Annotated in this window: 16 protein-coding genes; 5 read left to right on the top strand and 11 right to left on the bottom strand. The window is 51.9% G+C overall.

Features of this window, described 5'->3' with window-relative positions; translation table 11 throughout:
* Window positions 1-23: 23 nt before the first annotated feature.
* The 10 genes from gspC to glcD all read right to left on the bottom strand — a co-directional run bounded on the left by gspC (window position 24) and on the right by glcD (window position 15,891).
* Window positions 24-983: a type II secretion system protein GspC gene (gene gspC / locus ACU8XX_RS03830; protein WP_089584681.1), complete on the bottom strand. Its 960-nt coding sequence runs from the start codon at window positions 981-983 to the stop codon at window positions 24-26.
* Between the two features lie 17 nt (window positions 984-1,000).
* Window positions 1,001-1,411, bottom strand: coding sequence for a type II secretion system pilot lipoprotein GspS-beta (gspS2, locus tag ACU8XX_RS03825; RefSeq protein WP_001460060.1), 411 nt, complete (start codon window positions 1,409-1,411; stop codon window positions 1,001-1,003).
* Window positions 1,412-1,476: 65 nt separating this feature from the next.
* Window positions 1,477-2,286 (bottom strand): prepilin peptidase PppA, encoded by an 810-nt coding sequence (gene pppA / locus ACU8XX_RS03820; RefSeq protein WP_001338812.1) that lies wholly within the window; start codon window positions 2,284-2,286, stop codon window positions 1,477-1,479.
* A 139-nt stretch (window positions 2,287-2,425) separates the two neighbouring features.
* The gene (sslE, locus tag ACU8XX_RS03815) at window positions 2,426-6,982 is read right to left on the bottom strand and encodes a lipoprotein metalloprotease SslE (protein ID WP_001034466.1); all 4,557 of its coding nucleotides are present in this window, start codon (window positions 6,980-6,982) and stop codon (window positions 2,426-2,428) included.
* Window positions 6,983-7,466: 484 nt separating this feature from the next.
* Entirely contained in the window at window positions 7,467-9,149 is a 1,683-nt protein-coding gene (glcA, locus tag ACU8XX_RS03810) for a glycolate permease GlcA (RefSeq protein ID WP_000259302.1), read from the bottom strand.
* A 354-nt stretch (window positions 9,150-9,503) separates the two neighbouring features.
* The gene (gene glcB / locus ACU8XX_RS03805; RefSeq protein WP_000084110.1) at window positions 9,504-11,675 is read right to left on the bottom strand and encodes a malate synthase G; all 2,172 of its coding nucleotides are present in this window, start codon (window positions 11,673-11,675) and stop codon (window positions 9,504-9,506) included.
* A 21-nt stretch (window positions 11,676-11,696) separates the two neighbouring features.
* Window positions 11,697-12,101 (bottom strand): GlcG family protein, encoded by a 405-nt coding sequence (locus tag ACU8XX_RS03800; RefSeq protein ID WP_000853256.1) that lies wholly within the window; start codon window positions 12,099-12,101, stop codon window positions 11,697-11,699.
* Between the two features lie 4 nt (window positions 12,102-12,105).
* Window positions 12,106-13,329 (bottom strand): glycolate oxidase subunit GlcF, encoded by a 1,224-nt coding sequence (gene glcF, locus ACU8XX_RS03795; protein WP_016241627.1) that lies wholly within the window; start codon window positions 13,327-13,329, stop codon window positions 12,106-12,108.
* A gap of 10 nt (window positions 13,330-13,339) precedes the next feature.
* The gene (gene glcE / locus ACU8XX_RS03790; RefSeq protein WP_000943098.1) at window positions 13,340-14,392 is read right to left on the bottom strand and encodes a glycolate oxidase subunit GlcE; all 1,053 of its coding nucleotides are present in this window, start codon (window positions 14,390-14,392) and stop codon (window positions 13,340-13,342) included.
* The gene (gene glcD, locus ACU8XX_RS03785; RefSeq protein WP_112034044.1) at window positions 14,392-15,891 is read right to left on the bottom strand and encodes a glycolate oxidase subunit GlcD; all 1,500 of its coding nucleotides are present in this window, start codon (window positions 15,889-15,891) and stop codon (window positions 14,392-14,394) included. The genes glcE and glcD overlap by 1 nt, the downstream gene beginning before the upstream one ends.
* Window positions 15,892-16,141: 250 nt before the next feature.
* Between glcD and glcC the strand changes: the two genes are divergently transcribed.
* The gene (gene glcC, locus ACU8XX_RS03780; protein WP_001297764.1) at window positions 16,142-16,906 is read left to right on the top strand and encodes a transcriptional regulator GlcC; all 765 of its coding nucleotides are present in this window, start codon (window positions 16,142-16,144) and stop codon (window positions 16,904-16,906) included.
* A gap of 6 nt (window positions 16,907-16,912) precedes the next feature.
* On the opposite strand, the gene yghO is transcribed toward glcC, so the two are convergent.
* Window positions 16,913-18,055 carry a protein YghO gene (yghO, locus tag ACU8XX_RS03775; RefSeq protein WP_001300526.1) on the bottom strand — a complete coding sequence of 381 codons (1,143 nt, stop codon included), beginning with the start codon at window positions 18,053-18,055 and terminating at the stop codon, window positions 16,913-16,915.
* 409 nt (window positions 18,056-18,464) lie between these two features.
* Between yghO and ACU8XX_RS03770 the strand changes: the two genes are divergently transcribed.
* The 4 genes from ACU8XX_RS03770 to spt are packed head-to-tail and all read left to right on the top strand — an operon-like array spanning window position 18,465 to window position 22,516.
* Complete coding sequence (locus ACU8XX_RS03770; RefSeq protein WP_029403876.1) at window positions 18,465-20,153, top strand: fatty acyl-AMP ligase; 1,689 nt, start codon at window positions 18,465-18,467, stop codon at window positions 20,151-20,153.
* Entirely contained in the window at window positions 20,150-21,064 is a 915-nt protein-coding gene (locus ACU8XX_RS03765; RefSeq protein ID WP_001077166.1) for an NAD-dependent epimerase/dehydratase family protein, read from the top strand. The genes ACU8XX_RS03770 and ACU8XX_RS03765 overlap by 4 nt, the downstream gene beginning before the upstream one ends.
* Window positions 21,065-21,095: 31 nt before the next feature.
* Window positions 21,096-21,344 (top strand): acyl carrier protein, encoded by a 249-nt coding sequence (locus tag ACU8XX_RS03760; RefSeq protein ID WP_000248097.1) that lies wholly within the window; start codon window positions 21,096-21,098, stop codon window positions 21,342-21,344.
* Window positions 21,344-22,516 (top strand): serine palmitoyltransferase, encoded by a 1,173-nt coding sequence (spt, locus tag ACU8XX_RS03755; protein WP_000524970.1) that lies wholly within the window; start codon window positions 21,344-21,346, stop codon window positions 22,514-22,516. The genes ACU8XX_RS03760 and spt overlap by 1 nt, the downstream gene beginning before the upstream one ends.
* The last annotated feature ends 8 nt before the right edge of the window (window positions 22,517-22,524 follow it).

Below are 22,524 nucleotides of genomic sequence, written 5' to 3'. Positions count from 1 at the left end.
TGATTCTCCTGGATTAAATGCGGTTAGCGCAGCGCGATGGAAATGTCGTGGCGCGCACCCTTGCGTAAAACCGTAAGTTGAATGGAATCCATTGAAGGTAACTGCCGCATCAGAGCAATCATTGCTCGTGGATCAGTGAAATCCTGCTGATTTAGCGCAATGGCGATATCGCCTTCCTTGAAACCGCTGGCATCGAACAGAGAACGATCTGCCCCCGGCTTCACTGCATAACCGACAATCCCCTCCTTACGCACAGGCGTAAGCTGGATATAGTTAAAAATTTTCTGCGGATCTTTCGTCAGTGCCTGACGCACGGCAGTCGGGATCTCAACTGGCGCACTGGCAGCAGGCTGAGCAACAGCTTGCTTTGCTTCGTCACTGACGGCTTTTTTGTTGGTCACGGCTACGGTGGAATGCCCCTCTTCTGCCAGGCTCAGGCGCTCTATTTTTCCCTGATAGCGCAGCATCACATGGTCGCGGTTGATTTCCTCAATCACCGCGTTGTGAGAACCAAGCCGTTCCCCCTGCAAATAGACCTGCTGTTTGCCACCTTCTTCAATAACCGCGCCGGGTCTGGCACCAAAGGCGATCCCACGCAACACCACATTAAGACGCGTTTCTGCCACAGGCACAGGTTCGGGTTGTTTTACCGGCGTGGCGACGGGCTGATATTTGCCAAACCAGTTTTGCTGGCTGATTAATTGCACGTCATTTTTATCGAACGTTTTTGCATCCGCACGGGGCGGTTTATTCGCCGATGGGGAAACAGCCGTATATTCCGCAGAAAAGGAGAAATAGCGCCAGAGTGAATACGCCATTTTTGCAGAAATAATAAGCAGCATCAGCCAGAACATCCCGCGTGCAATTTTACGCAGATGCTCTTTGTCTGTATTAAGAGATTGTCTCTGGTTAAGAGTGTGACGAATTTTTGTCAGCCATTGAATGAGATAAATTCGTGCGTCACGAAAAACAACCCGCGCCAATTTATATCTACCCGACGTTATGCTTTGACTATTCCACAGGTGGTACGATCCAGTTTCCGCTGATACTGGTTACCTGTACGTGTATCATTAATCGTTATGCTGTAATTAATTCCCTCAGTGAGCATTAATTTCACCGTTGGGTCAGTGCACATTTGTCGTTGATAGCTGGTTAAAAAGGCGTCAGGCGTCTGCGTGGTCTGAGTCCCCGCTTCGCTGATAATGGTCATTTTTAACGTCGTGCCGCTACTTTGTGCCAGCACTAAGGTATATCCCGCAGATTTAATCGGCAGGTTTTGGCTGATATTTTGCGCCTGTTTTTTCGCCAGTAAACTGGCGTTTTCATTATGGCTGGCACAGCCACTTAATAATCCTGTAACGCTCAACAATAGCGATATTAATACCCTCCCTGGCATCTGTTTTATCGACATGGTAAATAATCTCTAAGGTTATTAATAAGAGTTAAAATGTCACTTTGATAATGACGTGGTTATCATTAAAACAATGCCTGTAGATAAAGTGTTGCTATACCGCCCAGACTTAAACACGGTCCAAAAGGCAGTGTGGTTGATCCTCTTTTTGTAATAACGGCATATATCAGGCCGCAGCATGAGGCGATTAAAGCAACATTGGGCAGCGACAATGCCCCCACCCAGCCACCTAACGCGGCGAAAAGTAATACATCGCCCATGCCTAATGCTTCTTTACGCAGAACTATTCCGGCTATCCAACGCAGAGAGTAAAAAGTGATAAATCCCACCAGGACGCCGGTGACTGCATCTTGTAGCGTGAGCGGACTCTGCTGCGCCCATGCCGCAATCAGTCCTGTCCACAATACGCCCTGAGTAAAAACATCGGGCAGCCATTGGTGATCGAGGTCGATGACGCTCGCGGCAATCAGCCAGGCGGATAATATCATCACCGCCAGCCCCCATCCACTTTCTGGCCAGACCAGACTCGCCAGCAAAAAAGCAAGTGCTGTCAATAACTCCACCAGCGGATAACGCTTGCTGATTTTCGCCTGACAGTCGCGGCAGCGCCCTTTGAGCATCAGCCAGGAGAGCAGCGGAATATTGTCACGAACGCGGATGGTCTGCTGACAATGTGGACAGTGCGAACGTGGCAGCGCCAGGCTTATTTTTGACTGCGCACTCGGCATTTCACCGTGAAACTCCGCCATTTGTTGGCGCAGCATGATGGGGTAACGCCAAATCACCACATTCAAAAAACTACCTATAATCAATCCTCCGACGGTTGCCAGGACGGGCATCGCCGCGGGGTATTGCTGAAAAACATCAAAAAGCATGGTTAAAGGTTGTTTGTTGTAACTTGCCGGATGCGGGCCTGCAGGTGTATGCCATATGGCTTTCCTCCAGGCCCGATAAGCTGGCGCAACCCGGTGCGCCTTATTTCATGCCGGATGCGGCGTGAACGCCTTATCCGGGTTATTCAGCAGGCATCGAATACTCGGTAACCTTGTTAATGGTTTCCGGCCCTTGCTTCGGTTTCGGCAGATCGAGTGACGCGAGCGTGTTGTAAGCCGACTGGCTCACACCGCCCTCGAAGCTCATCTCTGTCGCTCCCGGCAACTGGTAAGCATTCGCGCCCGGATTCCATTTCTTAAAGAATGCGGAAAGGTCCGTCTGAGCGACCCAGGATGCACACAGCATCAGCGTGTCGGCAGCGTTACCGTTGGATTCGGCACAGTAGTTTCTGTTGCCAAATTTGTCATTGCCAACATCATCGCCGCGTGCTTTACGGTGCATCAACTGGAACAGGTTCCAGCCTTTCATCCCTTCACGCTCGCTGTAGAACGCTGGCAGAGAGCCTTCTGGATACCACTGTTTGATATCAAAGTTTTTCTCTGCCCATTCCTTCAGCTGCGCGTACATCAGCAGACGGTCACCCGCACCGCCACGCGCCCATGCCTGACCGTTGCTCTCCTCCAGATATTCCGGCGCAACGGTAATATCGTCAGCGACACGGTTCATCTTGCCGAGATAACGATCCTGCATGTACAGCGCCAGCACGTTGTTCGCCACTTCAGTTGCGCCCGGTACAGTCAGCGGCGTTTCTGCAGCGTTGTGCCCTACTTCGTGCCAGATCAGCCAGTCGTTCAGCGGCGTCGTCGGCAGCGTGGTGCTGTTCGGCGAGAAGCTGCTGTTCATCACCGGATAACCAGAGTGCGCATCACCGATGGAGATCTGCACATCGTTGGTGAAACGATGTTTGTGCCCCGTCAATGCTTCATAGGTAAACATCCGGTGCTTACCGCTTTCGCCATCACGACCGTAGAAGTCATTCATCGAGCTGGCAAAGGTATCCAGATCCTCAGCGAATTGTTTCAGACCGCCCTTGTAATTGCTGGCCTCAAGGTTCTTCTTCGGCGTGGTATAGACGAACGACGCAGACTCCAGCTCACCCAACGGCGCAGGGGATTTCAGGTCGTTTTTCCATTTACCGTCTTTATAGAACGGCGCTTTTACCACGCCAGTAAAGGTGAAGTTGGCTGATTTCTCCTCTTTACTGTCGCTCTTGATATAAATCAGACCACCGTAAGGAACCTTGAACTTCACCGTGCCGCTAGCATCCAGAGAGTATGTTTTAGTCACTCTTGGCGGACGGTTCAGCGCAACCTCATGCTTCTCACGCCCGGTCAGGTCGTCAGCCAGCGCCACGGTAACAGTCACAGGGACTTTCGCATTGGACTTAATGCTGACTTCCTGCTGAGCCGGAGCCCACAGGCCAGTAGACTGCATGTTACCCGCAAACCATTTGGTCGGATTCGAGTACAGGTTGATGGTTTCAGTAACCTCCTCACCTTCAGCCGATACCGCCCCCGGATACTTCTCGACATCAACCTTGATGTTCAGATCCCACCAGGAACGCCCCAGCATCAGGCGCGTCAGCGGTTTTTCCATATAGTTAAGCGGGTAGCTCGGGTTCATCATGCCCGCTTTGCTGCCTTCACCGTAGATCATCTTGTTATCGATCAGCGATTGTTTCAGCTCTGCGGAGCACTGCGTGCCACCATCATAAGCATTGTTGGCGTAACAGTTCAGGAACTCGGTGAACGTTTTAAAGCCCAGCTCGTCATCCTTGTCGTTTTCATAGCGATATTCAATTTTATTCCACAGCCAGACCGACATGTTCTGGTACAGACGTTCCAGATCGACGCTGCTCAGACGCTCACCTTTGCGACCATTGGTACGGAAGTAAAGCTCATGCTGATACAGACGCTGAATGTTGGTGCCTAAATCCGCAGCCTGCACCATCGCTTTCGCAGTGTCGGCGTTAAGGCTTAGTTGCGTATACTGTGGAACATACATGCCACCAGTAACCGGAACCCCCGTGCCAGGACGATATTCCAGACAGTTGACCTCATAGTGGTAGTCAGAATCCTTACACTCTTCCAGCCCTGGGAACGCGTCCAGAATTCTCTTCTTCGCCGCAGCCAGTGACTCAGGCGTTTTGTGGTCGGCTTCATCGATAAAGGCGAATTGAGTTACCTGTTTACCCTCAACTTCTTCCTGCCAGCTGGCAACTTCCAGCTTCGGTTTGTCATCAGGTTTGTTTTCTTGCTGATATTTCCAGATAACTTCTTTCGTGGTGTCATCAATGGTATACGGTGGTTTACCATCGACAGCCGGATAACGCTCATAGACCCAAATTGGCGTTGAACGTCGTTGACGAACGCGGTCCGGGTAGCCTTGCGGATCGTTATTTACTACCGACTTGTTAAGCGCCATCGACAAACCTGCGGCATCAAGCAGACGTACAAAGCCAGATGCGCTCTCTTCCTTAAGATTGCTCATCACGTTTTCCATGATCAGCACCGATCCACCTTTGTTCATATAGGCGATCAAATCGGTCACATCCTGCTGGGTCAGCTTCGGTTTGCTGGTATCTGCACGCAGCGGGATTGCATAAGGATCGTTACCAACCTGAGTCACATACTCAAAGCCGTTGAGGATCAGCAGCGGCATTTCCTGCGGGTCGAGATCGCCATAGCTACTTAAATGCTCAACAGAGATACCCGCAAAATCCGGATGAAAGCCGAACGCAGCACTATTTCCTGTAACCTGCCCGTGTTTTTTGAAATACACCGTGTCCAGGTTAGTACCCACGGTCATATTGGATTTTGCATCCGGCAACCAGCGATCATTTGACAGATAGCGCAGCACGTTCTCCATGAAGTTCTTCATGTCATCCGGGTCGCTGTTGAGCGTACACTGCCCATCTTTATTAACGCCCCCGTTCCAGCTGTAACCGTTCGGGCAACGCAGGATGCTGTTGTAGTGTGGGTTACCGATAACCATCAGCTTGCCATCGCCCACTTGCCCCAGCGAAATAAACGGCAGGTTGAAGGTGGCGGTTTCGCGTGTCACGTTCTCTGGTCGCACAATGGAAGGCGCTTCAGTAATGTACGCCAGCTCATTTTTATCCCAGGCCCGTTTCTCGCCGAAGGCCAGCCAGTAGTTTTTATCATTACGCGCCATCAGAATCGGGAAGGCCGCGTTGGAGATATTCACCACCGCCTGACCGCGCGCATTACCCGTGCTGCCATAGAAGTTGGTGGAGTCATGGAATACATGGAACTTGCTGACAGATTTGTAGTTCGTATCCACGCCCCACAGCTTGTTGATAACGCCCTGAATCTGGCCGTCATTAACATTGCGCGTCGTCAGCGAGAACCAGCGAGCCTCGTTACAACCATCGGTTTTCGCACAAATCGCGGTATCGATCTCTTTGGCCTGACCCGTATTAAACTGCTCAATAAATTCGTTAGGCAGATTAACGACTTGCTCACCTTCCCCCAGCGTCGCACCGTTGGATAACGAGAGATTGATAATCTCGTTGATCACGTTGGGATATTCGGCAAAGACCTTGCGTACATCGTCCGGAACAACACGGGTATTATTTTGCCCGGTCGTCGAATAGCGATGAATAAGCTGATCAATATTCGCCCCGCGAACTTCATCACCCAGTTCAGTCAGCGCAATGGTCGACTTATTGCCGCGCACTGAACCCAGTTCAAAGGTATCGATACCAAAGGAGATGGTTTCGCCCCAGCTAAAGGAAAATTCACCATTTTCCCCTGTCACGCCACGGCCTGAATTGGTGTAGTAGTTGACGCCAGCAACACCATATCCCTGGCTATCGACCAGTCGACCTTCAGAGAGAATGATTTCAGTGGGTTGATACTGATAAAACTGTTCCGCGTTAGCCGACACGAAGGAAGCGTTCAGATCCGGTTTTGTTCCCGGCGTGGTGACGGGCACGACCGGTGAAGTATGAGTGGATGGCGCTTTATCGGTCGCAGCATTGTTTTCCACCTCTTCATTGACCAGCTTTTTGAACTCTTCCGGTGCCAGATCGATTTGCTTATACAGCGAGTCGAAGCGTTTACTCTCGATCACCGAGGAGAACGTCAGACAAACCTGTTCTGTATTCGCCGGACAGCTGTTACTGGACGTTACCAGCGAAACCGCATTGCTTTTCTTGTCATCGGAGCCCGCCAGTTCTTGCGCGTCCTCAAGGCTAAACGACACTTTTTCAACCGCACGCAAGCTACGCGCAGCTTCTGACTGAGTGTTGAAGGTGGCAATTGTCGTGTTACCCGCCACGCAAGTAACGTCCTCGCCAGGTTTAAATGTAAAGCCATCGCTGGATTCACCATTACAGGTAGCACCAGTTACCCGCTGGCTTCCGCCCAGGGTCAGATAACCCGTTTTCGTAGGAACAGGTTCTGGCTCCGGTTCTGGTGTTGGTTCAGGATCAGGTATCGGTTCTGGCGTAGGCTCTGGGTCCGGCGTTGGCTCAGGCGTCGGCTCCGGGTTTGGTGTTGGATCAGGTTTCACTTCCGGCAAAGACCCTGTTCCAGAATCTACAGGCGGCGTATCGGAGGAAGATCCGGAACCACCGCCATCACAACCGGCTAACAGGGTTGCGCTCAAAATAGCCGCTAAAAGCGATTTCTTATATTTAAATTTCTTATTCATTAATAACGCAAGTGACAAAACAATGTTAAAAAATTCGTAACTGGGAGAAATAGTTTTATGCTTTATCTTCTCTAATAACTTCCTCCATTCTTAAGAAAACGACATCATTGATAGAAAACAGGTGAAATTTATAAGAATAACCCCTATACGATGTCTATCTGGCTATTTTTACGAAATTTCAACAAACAAAAAATTAACAACATTTCACAACGTAACTATATAAATTTGTTGGTAGTTTTAACGATTAAGATTGCAAAAGCAACAGATAGAACGGTGTTTGCTCATCAAGCGAACATAATTAATACAGACTTGTTTTGCGTGATAAAAAAATAGATGTTCTCACGCTCTTAATTATTTAGCAGGTTATCTGAACGCAAAACATTATTGCTGCATGGATAATAAAGCGAGAAATGATTTTCAATTAATAAGACAGAATAATGTAAATGAAGCCGGATGATATTAACGATCATCCGGCTTTATTGATTTACGAGACTAACATCCCGGTAAACACATACGCCTGCAGCAGGGTGATAATGCCGATAACGCTGGCAAAAATCAGACTGTGCTTCACGGTGTAGCGGAACAGTTCAGATTCTCGGCCCACCATGCCCGTCGCGGCGCAGGCCACGGCGATAGATTGCGGGGAGATCATCTTGCCAGTTACGCCGCCGCTGGTGTTTGCTGCCACCAGCAGGGTGTCAGAGACGTTGATTTGCTGCGCCGTGGTCGATTGCAGTGAACCAAACAGGGCGTTAGAGGAGGTGTCCGAGCCGGTAAGGAATACGCCCAGCCAGCCGAGAAACGGTGAGAAGAACGGGAACATCACGCCTGTACCTGCCAGTACCAGCGCCAGCGTGGTGGACATGCCAGAATAGTTGGTGACGAAGGCGAACGCCAGCACCATGCCAATCGACAGTATCGGCCACTTCAAGCTAATTAGCGTTTCGGCAAAGACGCCAATACCTTTCTTGATCCCCACACCGAGGATGAAGATAGAGATAATCGCCGCAATAAAAATAGCGGTGCCGCCAGCCGAGAGGGGGTCGAATTTAAACACCGCATCCATTGGCGTTGGTTGGGCGACAATGGGTGCCGCTTTCAACACTTGTTGATGCAAATGAGGGATCTGGAAATTAATCACCAGTGAATAAAACGCGCCGCCCGGAGCAAATAACGCTTTAAACGGCTTCATGGTCCAGATGGTGACCAGCACCGTTAAGATTAAAAACGGTGACCACGCTCGAATGATTTGCCCCAGACTATATTCTGAAGGCACGGGACCGCCAGAAGATGGCTTATTTACCACCATCGCACCTGCGGATTGTCCCATGCTGATTGCCGTTTCGGTATTTTTCGGCCGCCAGACTTTAAGGAATAAAGCGAGTGAGACGATACTCACCAGCGCCGAAGTAATATCCGGCAGTTCCGGACCAATATAGTTAGAGGTAAAGAACTGAGTGACAGCGAAGCTTCCCCCAGCAACCAGCGCCGCTGGCCACGTCTCTTTCACCCCTTTCCAGCCGTCCATCATTGCTACCAGCCAGAACGGCACAAGAACCGACAGGAACGGTAACTGACGTCCCGCCATTGCGCCAATGTGGAACGGATCGATTCCCGTTACCTGACCGGCGACCAGAATCGGCACGCCCAACGCACCAAACGCCACCGGCGCAGTATTGGCAATCAGACACAGCCCCGCCGCGTATAACGGTTTGAAGCCCAGGCCCACCAGCAGCGCACCGGTAATCGCCACCGGCGCACCAAAGCCAGCCGCTCCTTCCAGCAACGCACCAAAGGAGAAACCAATCAGTAACACCTGCAAACGCTGATCGTCGGTGATGGAGATAACCGAGCTGCGGATAATATCGAACTGCCCGCTGGCAACGGTTAATTTATACAGGAACACCGCCGCGACAATAATCCACGCTATTGGCCATAATCCATAAATAAAGCCATAGCCCGCAGCAGCAAATGCCATATCAATCGGCATTTTAAAGGCGAATATTGCAATCAGGATAGATAATATAAGGGTTATTGCTCCAGCGACATGTCCTTTCAGACGTAATACCGCGAGTGCAACGAAGAAGAATATTATCGGGATCAGGGCGACCAGAGCGGATAGCCCCAGTCCTCCCATCGGCATATACATTTGGGTCCAGGTAACCATATTGTTCAGTCTCTTATTATCTTTATATGCTTGATATACTTAAGGTTGTAATAAGCAAAAGAGGACTGAACTGTAAAATATAGGCGTTATACTTTACAGCAACAGTACGCCGTTAACGCAATTGCTACCTCTGGCATAACAAGTATATCGGGTAAGGGTTTCTGTTCCGCACACGCAGACGCAGAGTATCGTTAAGATGTCCATATTGTTGTTTTAGGCCCGCTAGTAATGCGCTACGGGTATTTAATATTGTTAAACCCTGATAATCGCTCCGGTTATTTCCGGGATAAATGTACTACCGCAGTTACTATCATAGCCCCGACAATAAAACTTGCCGGGGCTTTTTTGACGCTATTAATGACTTTCTTTTTCGCGTAAACGCCAGGCGTGTAATAACGGTTCGGTATAACCGTTTGGCTGTTTCACGCCGAGGAAGATTAAATCGCTGGCAGCTTTAAAAGCACTCGAGTTAGCGAAATTCCCCGCCATCGGACGATAAGCCGGATCGCCAGCGTTTTGCTGATCAACCACTTTCGCCATATTCTCCAGCGACGCCTGCACCTGTTCTTTAGTCAAAATACCGTGACGTAACCAGTTGGCGATATGCTGGCTGGAGATGCGCAGCGTTGCGCGGTCTTCCATCAGCGCCACATTGTGAATATCCGGCACTTTTGAACAACCAATCCCCTGCTCCACCCAGCGCACCACGTACCCCAGAATCCCCTGCACGTTGTTATCCAGCTCTTGTTGGATCTCTTGCGCCGACCAGTTAGCGTTTTCAGCAACCGGAATAGTCAGCAGATCGTCCAGCAGCGGTTCAAATTCAGCATTGAACTCGGTCTGGGCAATGTTGGCTTGTACGCTCTGTACGTTGGTTTGGTGGTAGTGCAGCGCATGGAGCGTAGCAGCGGTTGGTGACGGAACCCAGGCTGTGTTTGCCCCGGCACGCAGTTGGTCGCCCTTCTGGCTGTACATGTCTGCCATCAGGTCCGGCATTGCCCACATGCCTTTACCAATTTGCGCTTTACCGCGCAGCCCACAGAACAGACCGGAAAGCACGTTATTACGCTCGTAGGCTTTGATCCAAGGCGTCGATTTCATCTGATTTTTACGCAGCATCGGGCCAGCTTCCATCACCGAATGCATTTCATCGCCGGTACGGTCGAGGAAACCGGTATTGATGAACGCCACGCGGTTGCGCGCCTGAGCGATACAGCTACGCAAGTTCAGCGAGGTCCGACGTTCTTCATCCATAATGCCCATTTTCAGGGTATTCGGTGCCATACCGAGCATTGTCTCAATGCGGGTAAACAGTTTGTTGGCGAACGCCACTTCCTGCGGACCGTGCATTTTCGGTTTCACAATATAGACGCTGCCAGTGCGCGAGTTTTTCTGCACTTTTAAATCATAGAGGGCAATCGCGCCAGTCATGACGCCATCAAGAATGCCTTCCGGGATTTCATTGCCTTCGCTGTCCCAAATCACAGGAATGGTCATCAAATGACCCACGTTGCGGATAAACAGCAGCGAGCGTCCGTGCAGAGAAATTTCAGAGCCATCGGCGGCGGTGTAATGACGATCGTCATTCAGTTTACGCACGATTTGCCGACCGTTTTTCTCCATTTTCTCTTGCAGAGTCCCCTGCATCAGGCCCAGCAGGTTGCGGTACAGCAGGATTTTATCTTCCGCATCAACCGCCGCGACCGAATCTTCGCAGTCGAGAATGGTACTGATGGCCGCTTCGACGATAACATCGTTGATGTGCGCCGGATCGTCTTTGCCAATCCGCCCGTTGGCATCAATTTGCAGTTCAATATGCAGGCCGTTATTTTTCAGCAAAATGCAGGTCGGCGCAGCGGCATCGCCACGGTAACCGACAAACTGCGCCGGGGTACGTAACGTGGTTTCTTTACCATTTTTCAACTGGATGCGTAATTGTTTATCGACCACCTTAAACGCCACCACATCCTGATAGCTGCCGTTTTCCAGCGGTAGAGATTCATCGAGGAAACGCCGAACCCAGGCGATAACCTGCGCACCGCGTTGCGGATCGTAGCCGCTGACCATCGCCCCTTCCTGCGGGATGATGTCGCTGCCGTATAACGCATCGTATAGTGAGCCCCAGCGAGCGTTCGCCGCGTTCAGCGCGTAGCGGGCGTTCATTGCCGGAACCACCAGCTGCGGCCCCGCCTGGCTGGTGATTTCGCTGTCAATGCCCGTGGTTTCCACCGTCACGCGCTCCGGTTGCGGCACCAGGTAGCCCAGTTCACGCAGGAAAGATTTATAGGCCGCTTTATCTTTTACCGGCCCCGGATTGCTGCGATGCCACTCATCAAGCACCGCCTGAATGCGATCGCGCTCTGCCAGCAACTGACGATTCTCTGGCGCCAGATCGTGAACGATCTCATCAACATTGTGCCAGAACGCGGCAGCATCCAGTTCCACGCCAGGCAAAACTTCTTCATCCACAAAACGTTTAAAATTGGCGTCAATGCGTAAACGGCCCTGGGTTATGGTTTGACTCATTGTTTCTCTCCTCGTTTTCGCTTATTTCGCCAACACCGCTGCTGCCGCTTTCGCGACCTGCGCATCCTGTGCTCCGGTTAAACCAGAAACGCCCACGGCACCAATAATTTGCCCATCAACAACAACCGGTACGCCACCTTCCAGCGACGTCAGTAACGGCGCAGTCACGAACGCGGTACGTCCGTTGTTCACCATCTCTTCATAGCCCTTAGTTTCACGACGCCCCAGCGCGGCGGTACGCGCTTTCTCCTGGGAGATGTAAGCCGCAATCGGCGCGCAATCGTCCATGCGACTTAACGCCAGCAGATGACCGCCGTCATCGGCAACAGCAATGGAAACAGACCAGTTATTTTTCTGCGCCTCTTCCTGACCTGCGGCAATAATTGCACTCGCCATTTGCTGGCTAAGAATGACTTTAGTTTTCATTTTGTTATTCCTTTTCAAGGGCTTGTTCTACAATTTCAATCCAGTGACGCACAGAGGTACGACCGGCGCTCGCCAGATGGGTCTGGCAACCAATGTTGGCGGTGACGATCATTTCCGGTTTGCCGCTTTCCAGCGCATTCATTTTGTTTTCCCGCAGCTGGCGTGCCAGATCGGGATGCGTTAACGCATATGTTCCCGCTGAACCGCAGCACAGATGGCTGTCGGGAACGTCCGTTAAGGTAAATCCAAGACGAAGCAACACTTTTTCCACTTCGCCGTTCAGCTTTTGCGCATGTTGTAGGGTACACGGGCAGTGGAAGGCCAGTTTTTTATCGCCGCGAATTGCCAGTTTTTCCAGCGGTTCCTCGCGCAGAAGCTCGACTAAATCGACCGCCAGTTCACTGACTTGACGCGCTTTATCGGCATATAACGCATCGTTTTTCAGCATCTGCCCGTACTCTTTGACAAACGCGCCGCAACCGCTGGCGGTTTGCAAAATTGCCTCGGCACCTGCTTCAATCGCGAGCCACCAGGCATCAATATTATTGCGCGCCCGTGCCAGCCCTTTCTCCTGCGCATTAAGATGATAGTCCACCGCGCCACAACAGCCTGCTTCGTTAGCTGACATGACGCTGATCCCCAGACGATCCAGCACTCGCGCAGTTGCCGCGTTGGTGTTGGGCGAAAGCGTAGGCTGGGCGCAGCCTTCCAGCATTAAAACCCGACGCTTATGGCGCAGCGGCGGACGCGGTTTAGCTTTCACCGTTTCAGCAGGCAGTTTTGCTCTGACCTGTTCCGGTAAAAACGGTCGCAGCACCAGCCCTACCTGCGTCAGCGCACGGAAGACCGCCGGACGCGGCACTACCTGGCGCAATCCTTCGCGCAGTATTCGCTCCGGCAGTGGGCGTTTCACTTTCTGCTCGACAATATCACGCCCGATATCCAGCAAATTGTGATAGCGCACACCAGAAGGACAGGTGGTTTCACAATTACGGCAAGTGAGGCAGCGATCGAGATGCTCCTGTGTTTTAAGCGTGACTTCGTTGCCTTCCAGCACCTGTTTAATCAGATAGATGCGCCCGCGCGGCCCGTCCAGTTCATCGCCCAGAAGCTGATAGGTTGGGCAGGTTGCGGTACAAAATCCGCAGTGAACACAGGCGCGCAGGATGCTGTCGGCTTCCAGCGCGCGCGCGTTCTGCCGCATCTCTTCAGTTAATTGGGTTTGCATAGCCTGCTCCTCAAAGTTCCGCGTACATGCGACCGGGGTTAAACACGCCGCAAGGGTCGAGCTGCTGTTTAAGCTGCTGGTGATAGCGGAATAAAGGAGCCGATAGCGGGGCAAAGCCACCATCTCCGGCACTAAAGCGGGTCGCATGACCGCCAGCGTTGCGGGCGATGCGATGGATTTGATTGTCCTCGGCTGTCGATTTCAGCCAGCGTAACGCACCGCCCCAGTCGATCAGTTGCTCGCCGGGTAAATCCATCATCGGCGCATCGCTGGGTAATGAAATGCGCCATAAGGTACCTGGTAACGAGAAGAACGGCAGTTGTTGTTCACGCAATTGCTGCCAGAACTGACCCGCAACCTCTTCGCCCCCCAGCAGTTCACGCGCCGCTTTTACCGATCCTTCGCCGCCCTCAAGGCGGATCCACAACGCATTGTCGAAGTAACATAAGCCACTAATGGGTAGCGGCTGGAGTTGCCACTGGGCGATTTCGTTCATGGCTTCTTGCAGGCTGATTTCCCGACGCAGGCTCAGGGAGGCGCGCGGTCGCGGTAACACTTTCATCGAGATTTCAGTGAGCACGCCAAGACAACCGTAGCTTCCGGCCATTAACCGTGAGAGATCGTATCCGGCAACGTTTTTCATCACTTCGCCACCAAAACGCAGATGTTTTCCAGCGCCGGTAATGATGCGCGTGCCGAGGACAAAATCGCGGACCGAACCGCTCCACGGGCGACGCGGCCCCGCCAGCCCGCAGGCGACCATCCCGCCCCAGGTGGCTTCTTCACCATAATGCGGCGGCTCACAGGGGAGCATTTGCCCCGCGCTTTCCAGCGCCGCTTCAATTGTCACCAGCGGCGTTCCGACACGCGCGGTTATCACCAGCTCGGTCGGGTCGTAATTAACAATGCCGCGATGACAACGAACATCCAGCGTTTGCCCGGTGACAGGGCGACCTAAAAAGGCTTTGCTATTGCTGCCCTGAATCACCAGCGGCGTTTTATCGCTAATCGCCTGATTCACCTGCTCCAGCAGCGCCTGGCTGTAATCACACTCGCGTAGCATCAGAAACGCTCCAGTTCAGGGAAAGGTAAATGACCGTGATGCACATGCATGGCACCAAATTCAGCACAGCGGTGTAGCGTGGGAATGTTTTTCCCAGGGTTCAGCAAACCATCGGGGTCAAACGCCGCCTTGACCGCATGGAAGGTCGTGATTTCATCGCTGTTGAACTGGGCGCACATTTGATTGATTTTTTCTCGCCCGATGCCATGTTCGCCACTGATGCTGCCGCCAACTTCAACGCAGAGTTCGAGGATCTTCCCGCCCAGCTCTTCCGCGCGGGCAAATTCACCGGGTTCGTTGGCATCGAAAAGGATTAACGGGTGCATGTTGCCATCTCCGGCATGAAAGACGTTGGCAACACGTAAATCATATTGCTGCGATAAACGGGCAATGCCTTCCAGTACGCCAGGCAGGGCGCGACGCGGGATGGTGCCATCCATGCAGTAGTAATCCGGGGAGATACGTCCTACCGCCGGGAACGCATTTTTGCGACCGGCCCAGAAACGTACGCGCTCTGCTTCGTCCTGTGCCAGACGGACGTCAGTCGCGCCCGCTTTCAACAAGATGTCGTTAACCCGCTCGCAGTCTTCCTGTACGTCAGACTCCACGCCGTCCAGCTCGCATAACAAAATCGCTTCGGCGTCGACGGGATAACCGGCATGAATAAAATCTTCCGCCGCGCGGATCGACAGGTTATCCATCATCTCCAGCCCGCCGGGGATAATGCCATTGGCGATGATGTCACCAACCGCAAGTCCGGCTTTTTCTACCGAGTCAAAGCTGGCTAACAGAACCCGCGCCACGGGCGGCTTCGGCAGCAGTTTTACCGTCACTTCGGTGGTCACGCCGAGCATACCTTCCGATCCGGTGAACAGCGCCAGCAGGTCAAAACCAGGTGAATCCAGCGCGTCCGATCCCAGCGTCAGTGCCTCGCCGTCCAGCGTTTGCACTTCAATTTTCAGCAGGTTATGTACGGTCAGACCATATTTCAGGCAGTGGACGCCGCCGGCATTTTCAGCCACATTGCCGCCAATGGAACAGGCGATTTGTGAGGAAGGGTCCGGTGCGTAGTAGAGATTATGCGGTGCAACGGCCTGGGAGATCGCCAGGTTACGCACGCCTGGCTGCACGCGCGCGCGGCGACCAACGGGGTTAATGTCGAGGATCTCTTTAAAGCGCGCCATCACCAACAACACACCTTTTTCCAGCGGCAGCCCGCCACCAGAAAGCCCGGTGCCTGCACCACGGGTCACCACCGGTACACGCAGGCGATAGCAGACAGCCAGAATCGCTGTCACCTGTTCCATTTGCTTAGGCAGAACAACCAGTAATGGACGCGTGCGATACGCGCTCAACCCGTCACACTCGTAAGGAATGATCTCCTCATCGGTATGCAGGATCTCAAGTCCAGGGACATGCTCACGCAGTGCCATCAGTACCGATGTGCGGTCGACATCGGGTAAAGCGCCATCAAGACGCTCTTCGTACAAGATGCTCATGAGTAGGCTTCGCTTTGTTGTGTTGTGTGGCAGCTGATTTTTGCGCGCTGCTTCTGTGAACAGTTATTAAGCGGGCTTTTCGTTTTCGTCTATCTCTTTAGCTACCGGTCAGACCATTTTTTTTCCAGCTCTGTGACCTTGTCTTGGTTAACTCAATGTTAAATTGATGTAACATAATCACTTACGTGATGTGCGTGTTTTGCGAGTTAAGAACAGAAAAATTGGTCCTACCTGTGCACGAGGTCCGGGAATGAAAGATGAACGTCGCCCTATTTGCGAAGTGGTTGCAGAGAGTATCGAACGGTTAATTATCGACGGCGTACTGAAGGTCGGTCAGCCGCTTCCCTCGGAACGTCGACTGTGTGAAAAGCTCGGCTTCTCACGCTCCGCACTGCGTGAAGGGCTGACCGTGCTGCGCGGGCGCGGGATTATTGAAACGGCGCAGGGTCGCGATTCTCGTGTCGCACGGCTTAATCGGGTGCAGGACACCAGCCCGCTGATCCATCTGTTCAGTACGCAGCCGCGAACGCTGTACGATCTGCTCGACGTTCGCGCATTACTGGAGGGCGAATCGGCAAGGCTGGCGGCAACGCTGGGAACGCAGGCTGATTTTGTTGTGATAACCCGCTGTTATGAAAAAATGCTCGCCGCCAGTGAGAACAACAAAGAGATTTCGCTGATCGAACATGCGCAGTTGGATCACGCTTTCCATCTCGCCATTTGTCAGGCTTCTCACAATCAGGTGCTGGTGTTTACGCTGCAATCATTGACCGATCTGATGTTTAATTCAGTGTTTGCCAGCGTAAATAATCTCTACCATCGACCACAGCAAAAAAAGCAGATCGATCGCCAGCATGCGCGGATCTACAACGCGGTGTTGCAGCGGCTGCCGCACGTCGCCCAGCGCGCAGCACGCGATCATGTGCGGACCGTGAAAAAGAATCTCCACGATATCGAGCTGGAAGGCCACCATTTGATTCGCTCGGCGGTGCCGCTGGAGATGAACCTGAGTTAGCTGGTATTAAATCTGCTTTTCATACAATCGGTAACGCTTGTACGGCTCCGCCCCAATGCGTTCCAGCATGTTATTCATGCCTGTATTGGTTTCGAGGATCCATGACATCTCCAGCGCATCGATCTTCCGGCGGGCAAACGGATCGCGTAAGGCTTCAATCAATAACAGCGCAATCACCGGGCCGATGCGGCTGAACTGATACTCGTCGCGCACGCCCATCAGCGGTACTCGCGCAGTTCGCACACCGCTGACTTTCAAACGCCACAGCAATTTTGCCCAGCCGAAGGGAAAGAGCGATCCGTTCAGATCGGCAATCGCCTCGTTGATGTTCGGCAAGCCGACAATAAACGCGCAGGGTGCAGAATCAATCTCAGCGATATAGATCATATCGTCCGGCACCAGATATTTAAGTTGATCGCCCATGGTCGCGAATTCATGTTCGGTAAACGGCACAAATCCCCAGTTGTGCTGCCAGCCAGAGTTGAAAATCTCACGCAGGATCTGCATCTCTTCGGCAAACCGCTGACGATTGATGCAGCGAATGGTCACCTTTTTGCGCACCTGATCCATCAGTTTTTTTAGCGCCGGAGAGAAAGTGAGATCGGTTCGCTGCATCCACCACGCCAGTAAATCAATGCCTTTGTGATAACCCAGTTGTTCAATATGCGCGGCATACCACGGTTTGCCGTGTGGCATCATCGCACAGGGTGGTGTGTCAAAACCTTCAATCAGTAATCCGCTTTCCTGATTGATATTCAGGCTGAAAGGCCCGCTGATCTTACTTGCACCTTGTGACTTCAACCACGCTTCCGCTGCGCCAAACAACGCGGCAAAAACCTGCGGATCATCAATGGCGTCAATCATGCCGAAATGACCGGTATCTTTGCCGTAACGCTCGCGGTGCAAGGTATCTATTTGCGCGGTAATACGCCCAACTATCTGCCCCGCTTTTTTTGCCACCCACGCCTGCCAGATGATATGGTCCGTCCCCGGATTTTTCGCAGACAAATGCTCGTTGCGTTCAATGAATAAAGGGGGTATCCAGTTTGGATCGTCGGGATAAAGTGATGACGGAAAAGCGATAAATGCCTTAAGGTCATTTTTATTAATTACTTTTTCAATTTTAATCATCAGCAGATCGCATTCCATAGTTCTGTTCTGTGGGTAACAAATAATTAACGGTGACAAACAGGTTGCAACAGCAACGAACGGCACCTTAATAATCAACCCAATGAATACAAACGACGAATAAATAGTATTTATTAATGATTACGATAAGGTCAGAGACTACACAGAAGCGCCACAATGCCTTTTGTCGATTTAAGGCGACCGGACAAGGCTTCTTCTTAATATATTCATAAATTAAATATCATTCACAATAAAAACAAAAAAACTCAAACTCATTATTTAAATCAATGTTCATTTTCACACTGATGAAAATACTATCTCATTTATCTTTTATGCCTATATAATCCACCGCATTATTGTCATTTTATTTTGGATATCCAATTTTTTCGTGGTGTATATGTCTAATAAAATCTTTACGCATTCCCTACCTATGCGCTATGCCGATTTTCCAACGCTGGTTGATGCTTTGGACTACGCCGCTCTGAGTAGCGCCGGAATGAATTTTTATGACAGACGTTGCCAACTTGAAGATCAACTGGAATATCAGACGTTAAAAGCACGTGCCGAAGCTGGTGCGAAGCGGTTGTTATCGCTGAACCTGAAAAAAGGCGATCGCGTGGCACTGATTGCCGAAACAAGTAGCGGGTTCGTAGAGGCTTTTTTTGCCTGCCAGTATGCCGGCTTAGTCGCCGTCCCGTTGGCGATTCCAATGGGCGTTGGTCAGCGGGATTCCTGGAGCGCCAAATTGCAGGGTTTACTGGCAAGTTGCCAGCCCGCAGCCATTATCACTGGTGATGAGTGGTTGCCACTGGTCAATGCCGCGACGCATGACAACCCCGAATTACATGTTTTAAGCCACGCCTGGTTTAAGGCATTACCGGAAGCCGATGTTGCGCTCCAGCGTCCAGTTCCGAACGATATCGCCTACCTCCAGTACACCTCCGGCAGCACCCGTTTTCCCCGTGGCGTCATTATCACCCATCGCGAAGTGATGGCTAATCTACGTGCTATAAGCCACGACGGCATTAAATTACGCCCTGGCGACCGCTGCGTCTCCTGGCTGCCTTTCTACCATGATATGGGACTGGTCGGCTTTCTCCTGACCCCCGTCGCCACGCAGCTTTCAGTAGATTATTTGCGCACTCAGGATTTTGCCATGCGTCCTCTGCAATGGCTTAAATTGATCAGTAAAAATCGCGGCACCGTTTCCGTTGCGCCGCCGTTTGGCTATGAATTGTGCCAGCGCCGCGTGAATGAAAAAGATCTCGCTGAACTGGATCTTTCCTGCTGGCGCGTCGCTGGTATTGGTGCAGAACCCATCTCCGCAGAACAACTCCATCAATTCGCTGAATGTTTCCGTCAGGTTAACTTTGACAATAAAACTTTCATGCCGTGCTACGGACTGGCAGAAAATGCGCTGGCTGTCAGCTTCTCTGATGAAGCCTCCGGGGTTGTGGTTAACGAAGTGGATCGCGACATCCTCGAATATCAGGGTAAAGCCGTCGCGCCGGGTGCAGAGACACGCGCCGTATCGACTTTCGTCAACTGCGGCAAAGCGTTGCCGGAACATGGTATTGAAATCCGCAATGAAGCAGGTATGCCGGTCGCGGAACGTGTGGTAGGCCATATTTGCATCTCCGGTCCCAGTCTGATGAGCGGTTACTTTGGCGACCAGGCTTCGCAAGACGAGATTGCCGCGACGGGCTGGTTAGACACCGGCGACCTCGGTTATCTGCTGGACGGTTATCTGTATGTCACCGGACGCATTAAAGATCTGATTATTATTCGTGGCCGTAATATCTGGCCGCAGGATATTGAATATATAGCGGAACAGGAACCGGAAATTCATTCTGGCGATGCGATTGCTTTTGTTACCGCCCAGGAAAAAATCATTTTGCAGATCCAGTGTCGGATCAGCGACGAAGAACGTCGCGGGCAGCTTATCCACGCGCTGGCGGCACGGATCCAAAGCGAATTTGGCGTGACCGCGGCTATCGATCTGTTGCCGCCCCACAGTATTCCCCGAACGTCCTCCGGCAAGCCTGCCCGTGCGGAAGCGAAAAAACGTTATCAGAAGGCTTATGCTGCCAGTCTTAATGTGCAGGAATCCCTGGCATGAATCAAACTGTCGCGGTGACGGGCGCTACCGGGTTTATCGGTAAATATATTATCGATAACCTGCTCGCCCGCGGCTTTCACGTTCGCGCATTGACGCGTACTGCCCGCGCTCACGTCAATGATAATCTCACCTGGGTGCGCGGTTCGCTGGAAGATACTCATTCACTTAGCGAGCTGGTTGCCGGAGCCAGCGTAGTGGTCCATTGCGCCGGGCAAGTGCGCGGGCACAAAGAAGAGATTTTCACCCGCTGTAACGTTGACGGCAGCCTGCGCCTGATGCAAGCAGCAAAAGAGAGCGGCTTTTGCCAACGTTTTCTGTTTATCTCTTCGCTGGCGGCGCGCCATCCCGAGCTCTCCTGGTATGCAAAATCCAAATACGTCGCCGAGCAACGACTGGCAGCAATGGCGGACGAAATTACGCTGGGCGTTTTTCGCCCGACAGCCGTGTATGGTCCCGGCGATAAAGAGTTAAAACCGCTGTTTGACTGGATGCTGCGCGGCCTGCTGCCACGACTTGGTGCGCCAGATACACAGCTCTCTTTTCTGCACGTCACCGATTTCGCGCAAGCAGTGGGTCAGTGGTTAAGCGCCGAAACTATACAGACGCAAACCTATGAATTATGCGATGGCGTCGCCGGCGGCTATGACTGGCAACGCGTACAGCAACTTGCCGCCGACGCCCGTTGCGGTTCCGTGCGAATGGTTGGCATTCCTCTGCCGGTACTCACCGGCCTTGCGGATATCAGTACCGCGTTGAGTCGCCTGGCAGGTAAAGAACCTATGCTGACCCGCTCGAAAATTCGTGAATTAACCCACGCCGACTGGTCGGCAAGTAATAACCGTATTTCTGAAGATATTAATTGGTTTCCCGGGATTAGCCTGGAACACGCATTACGCAACGGGCTATTTTGATTGTCTTGTTTAAAGGTGTGTTAACGTTTCTATGGTAAATCGTGAAATAGTAATGGATTACATCCTTTCCTGTTTACAGGATTTGGTCGAAAACGGTGTGGAAATTAAGCCCGACAGCGATCTCGTCAACGATCTTGGCCTGGAGTCGATCAAAGTGATGGATCTCTTAATGATGCTGGAAGACAGATTCGATATTTCCATTCCTATTAATATTCTGCTGGATGTCAAAACCCCTGCGCAATTAATGGAAACTCTACTTCCATGGCTGGAGAATAAATAATGGGGCTATACGATAAATATGCGCGCCTTGCTGGCGAGCGACTGCAATTTAGTGACAACGGGTTAACACCGTTTGGCACCTGTATTGATGAAGTGTATTCCGCCACCGAAGGCCGGATCGGCAATAAAAAAGTGATTCTGGCCGGGACCAATAATTATCTCGGTTTAACCTTTAATCATGATGCCATCAGCGAAGGTCAGGCCGCGTTAGCGGCCCAAGGTACCGGCACCACCGGTTCTCGTATGGCAAACGGCAGTTATGCGCCGCACCTGGCGTTAGAGAAAGAGATTGCCGAGTTTTTCAATCGCCCTACCGCTATCGTTTTTTCAACCGGTTATACCGCTAATTTAGGCGTCATCAGCGCACTTGCCGACCATAACGCCGTGGTGTTACTGGATGCCGACAGCCACGCCAGTATTTATGACGCCTGTTCTCTCGGTGGCGCGGAAATTATTCGTTTCCGCCATAACGATGCTAAAGATCTGGAACGGCGCATGGTTCGCCTCGGTGAACGGGCGAAAGAGGCGATTATCATCGTTGAGGGTATCTACAGCATGCTCGGTGACGTTGCGCCGTTAGCGGAAATTGTTGATATCAAACGTCGTCTCGGTGGTTATTTGATTGTCGATGAAGCGCATTCGTTTGGCGTGTTAGGCGCAACGGGGCGCGGACTGGCTGAAGCTGTCGGCGTTGAAGATGATGTGGATATTATCGTTGGCACCTTCAGTAAAAGTCTGGCCTCGATTGGCGGTTTTGCTGTCGGTTCGGAAGCGATGGAAGTGCTGCGCTACGGCAGCCGCCCGTATATTTTTACCGCCTCTCCTTCTCCGTCCTGCATTGCGACCGTGCGCTCGTCGTTAAGAACTATTGCCACACAACCAGAGCTGCGGCAAAAGCTGATGGATAATGCCAACCATCTGTATGACGGTCTGCAAAAACTGGGTTATGAGTTAAGTTCACATATTAGCCCGGTAGTGCCGGTAATAATCGGTTCGAAAGAGGACGGTTTACGCATCTGGCGCGAGCTTATTTCGCTGGGCGTTTATGTGAATCTTATCCTGCCACCTGCCGCGCCTGCAGGCATCACGCTGCTGCGCTGTAGCGTAAACGCTGCTCACAGTCGTGAGCAAATCGATGCCATCATTCAGGCATTTGCTACTCTGAAGCAGTAATGTGAGCC

The sequence above is a fragment of the Escherichia sp. MAL-1 genome, from assembly GCF_052948035.1.
The sequence above is the reverse complement of the archived record's forward strand: the minus strand, read 5'-3'. Positions and strand labels throughout refer to the sequence as shown.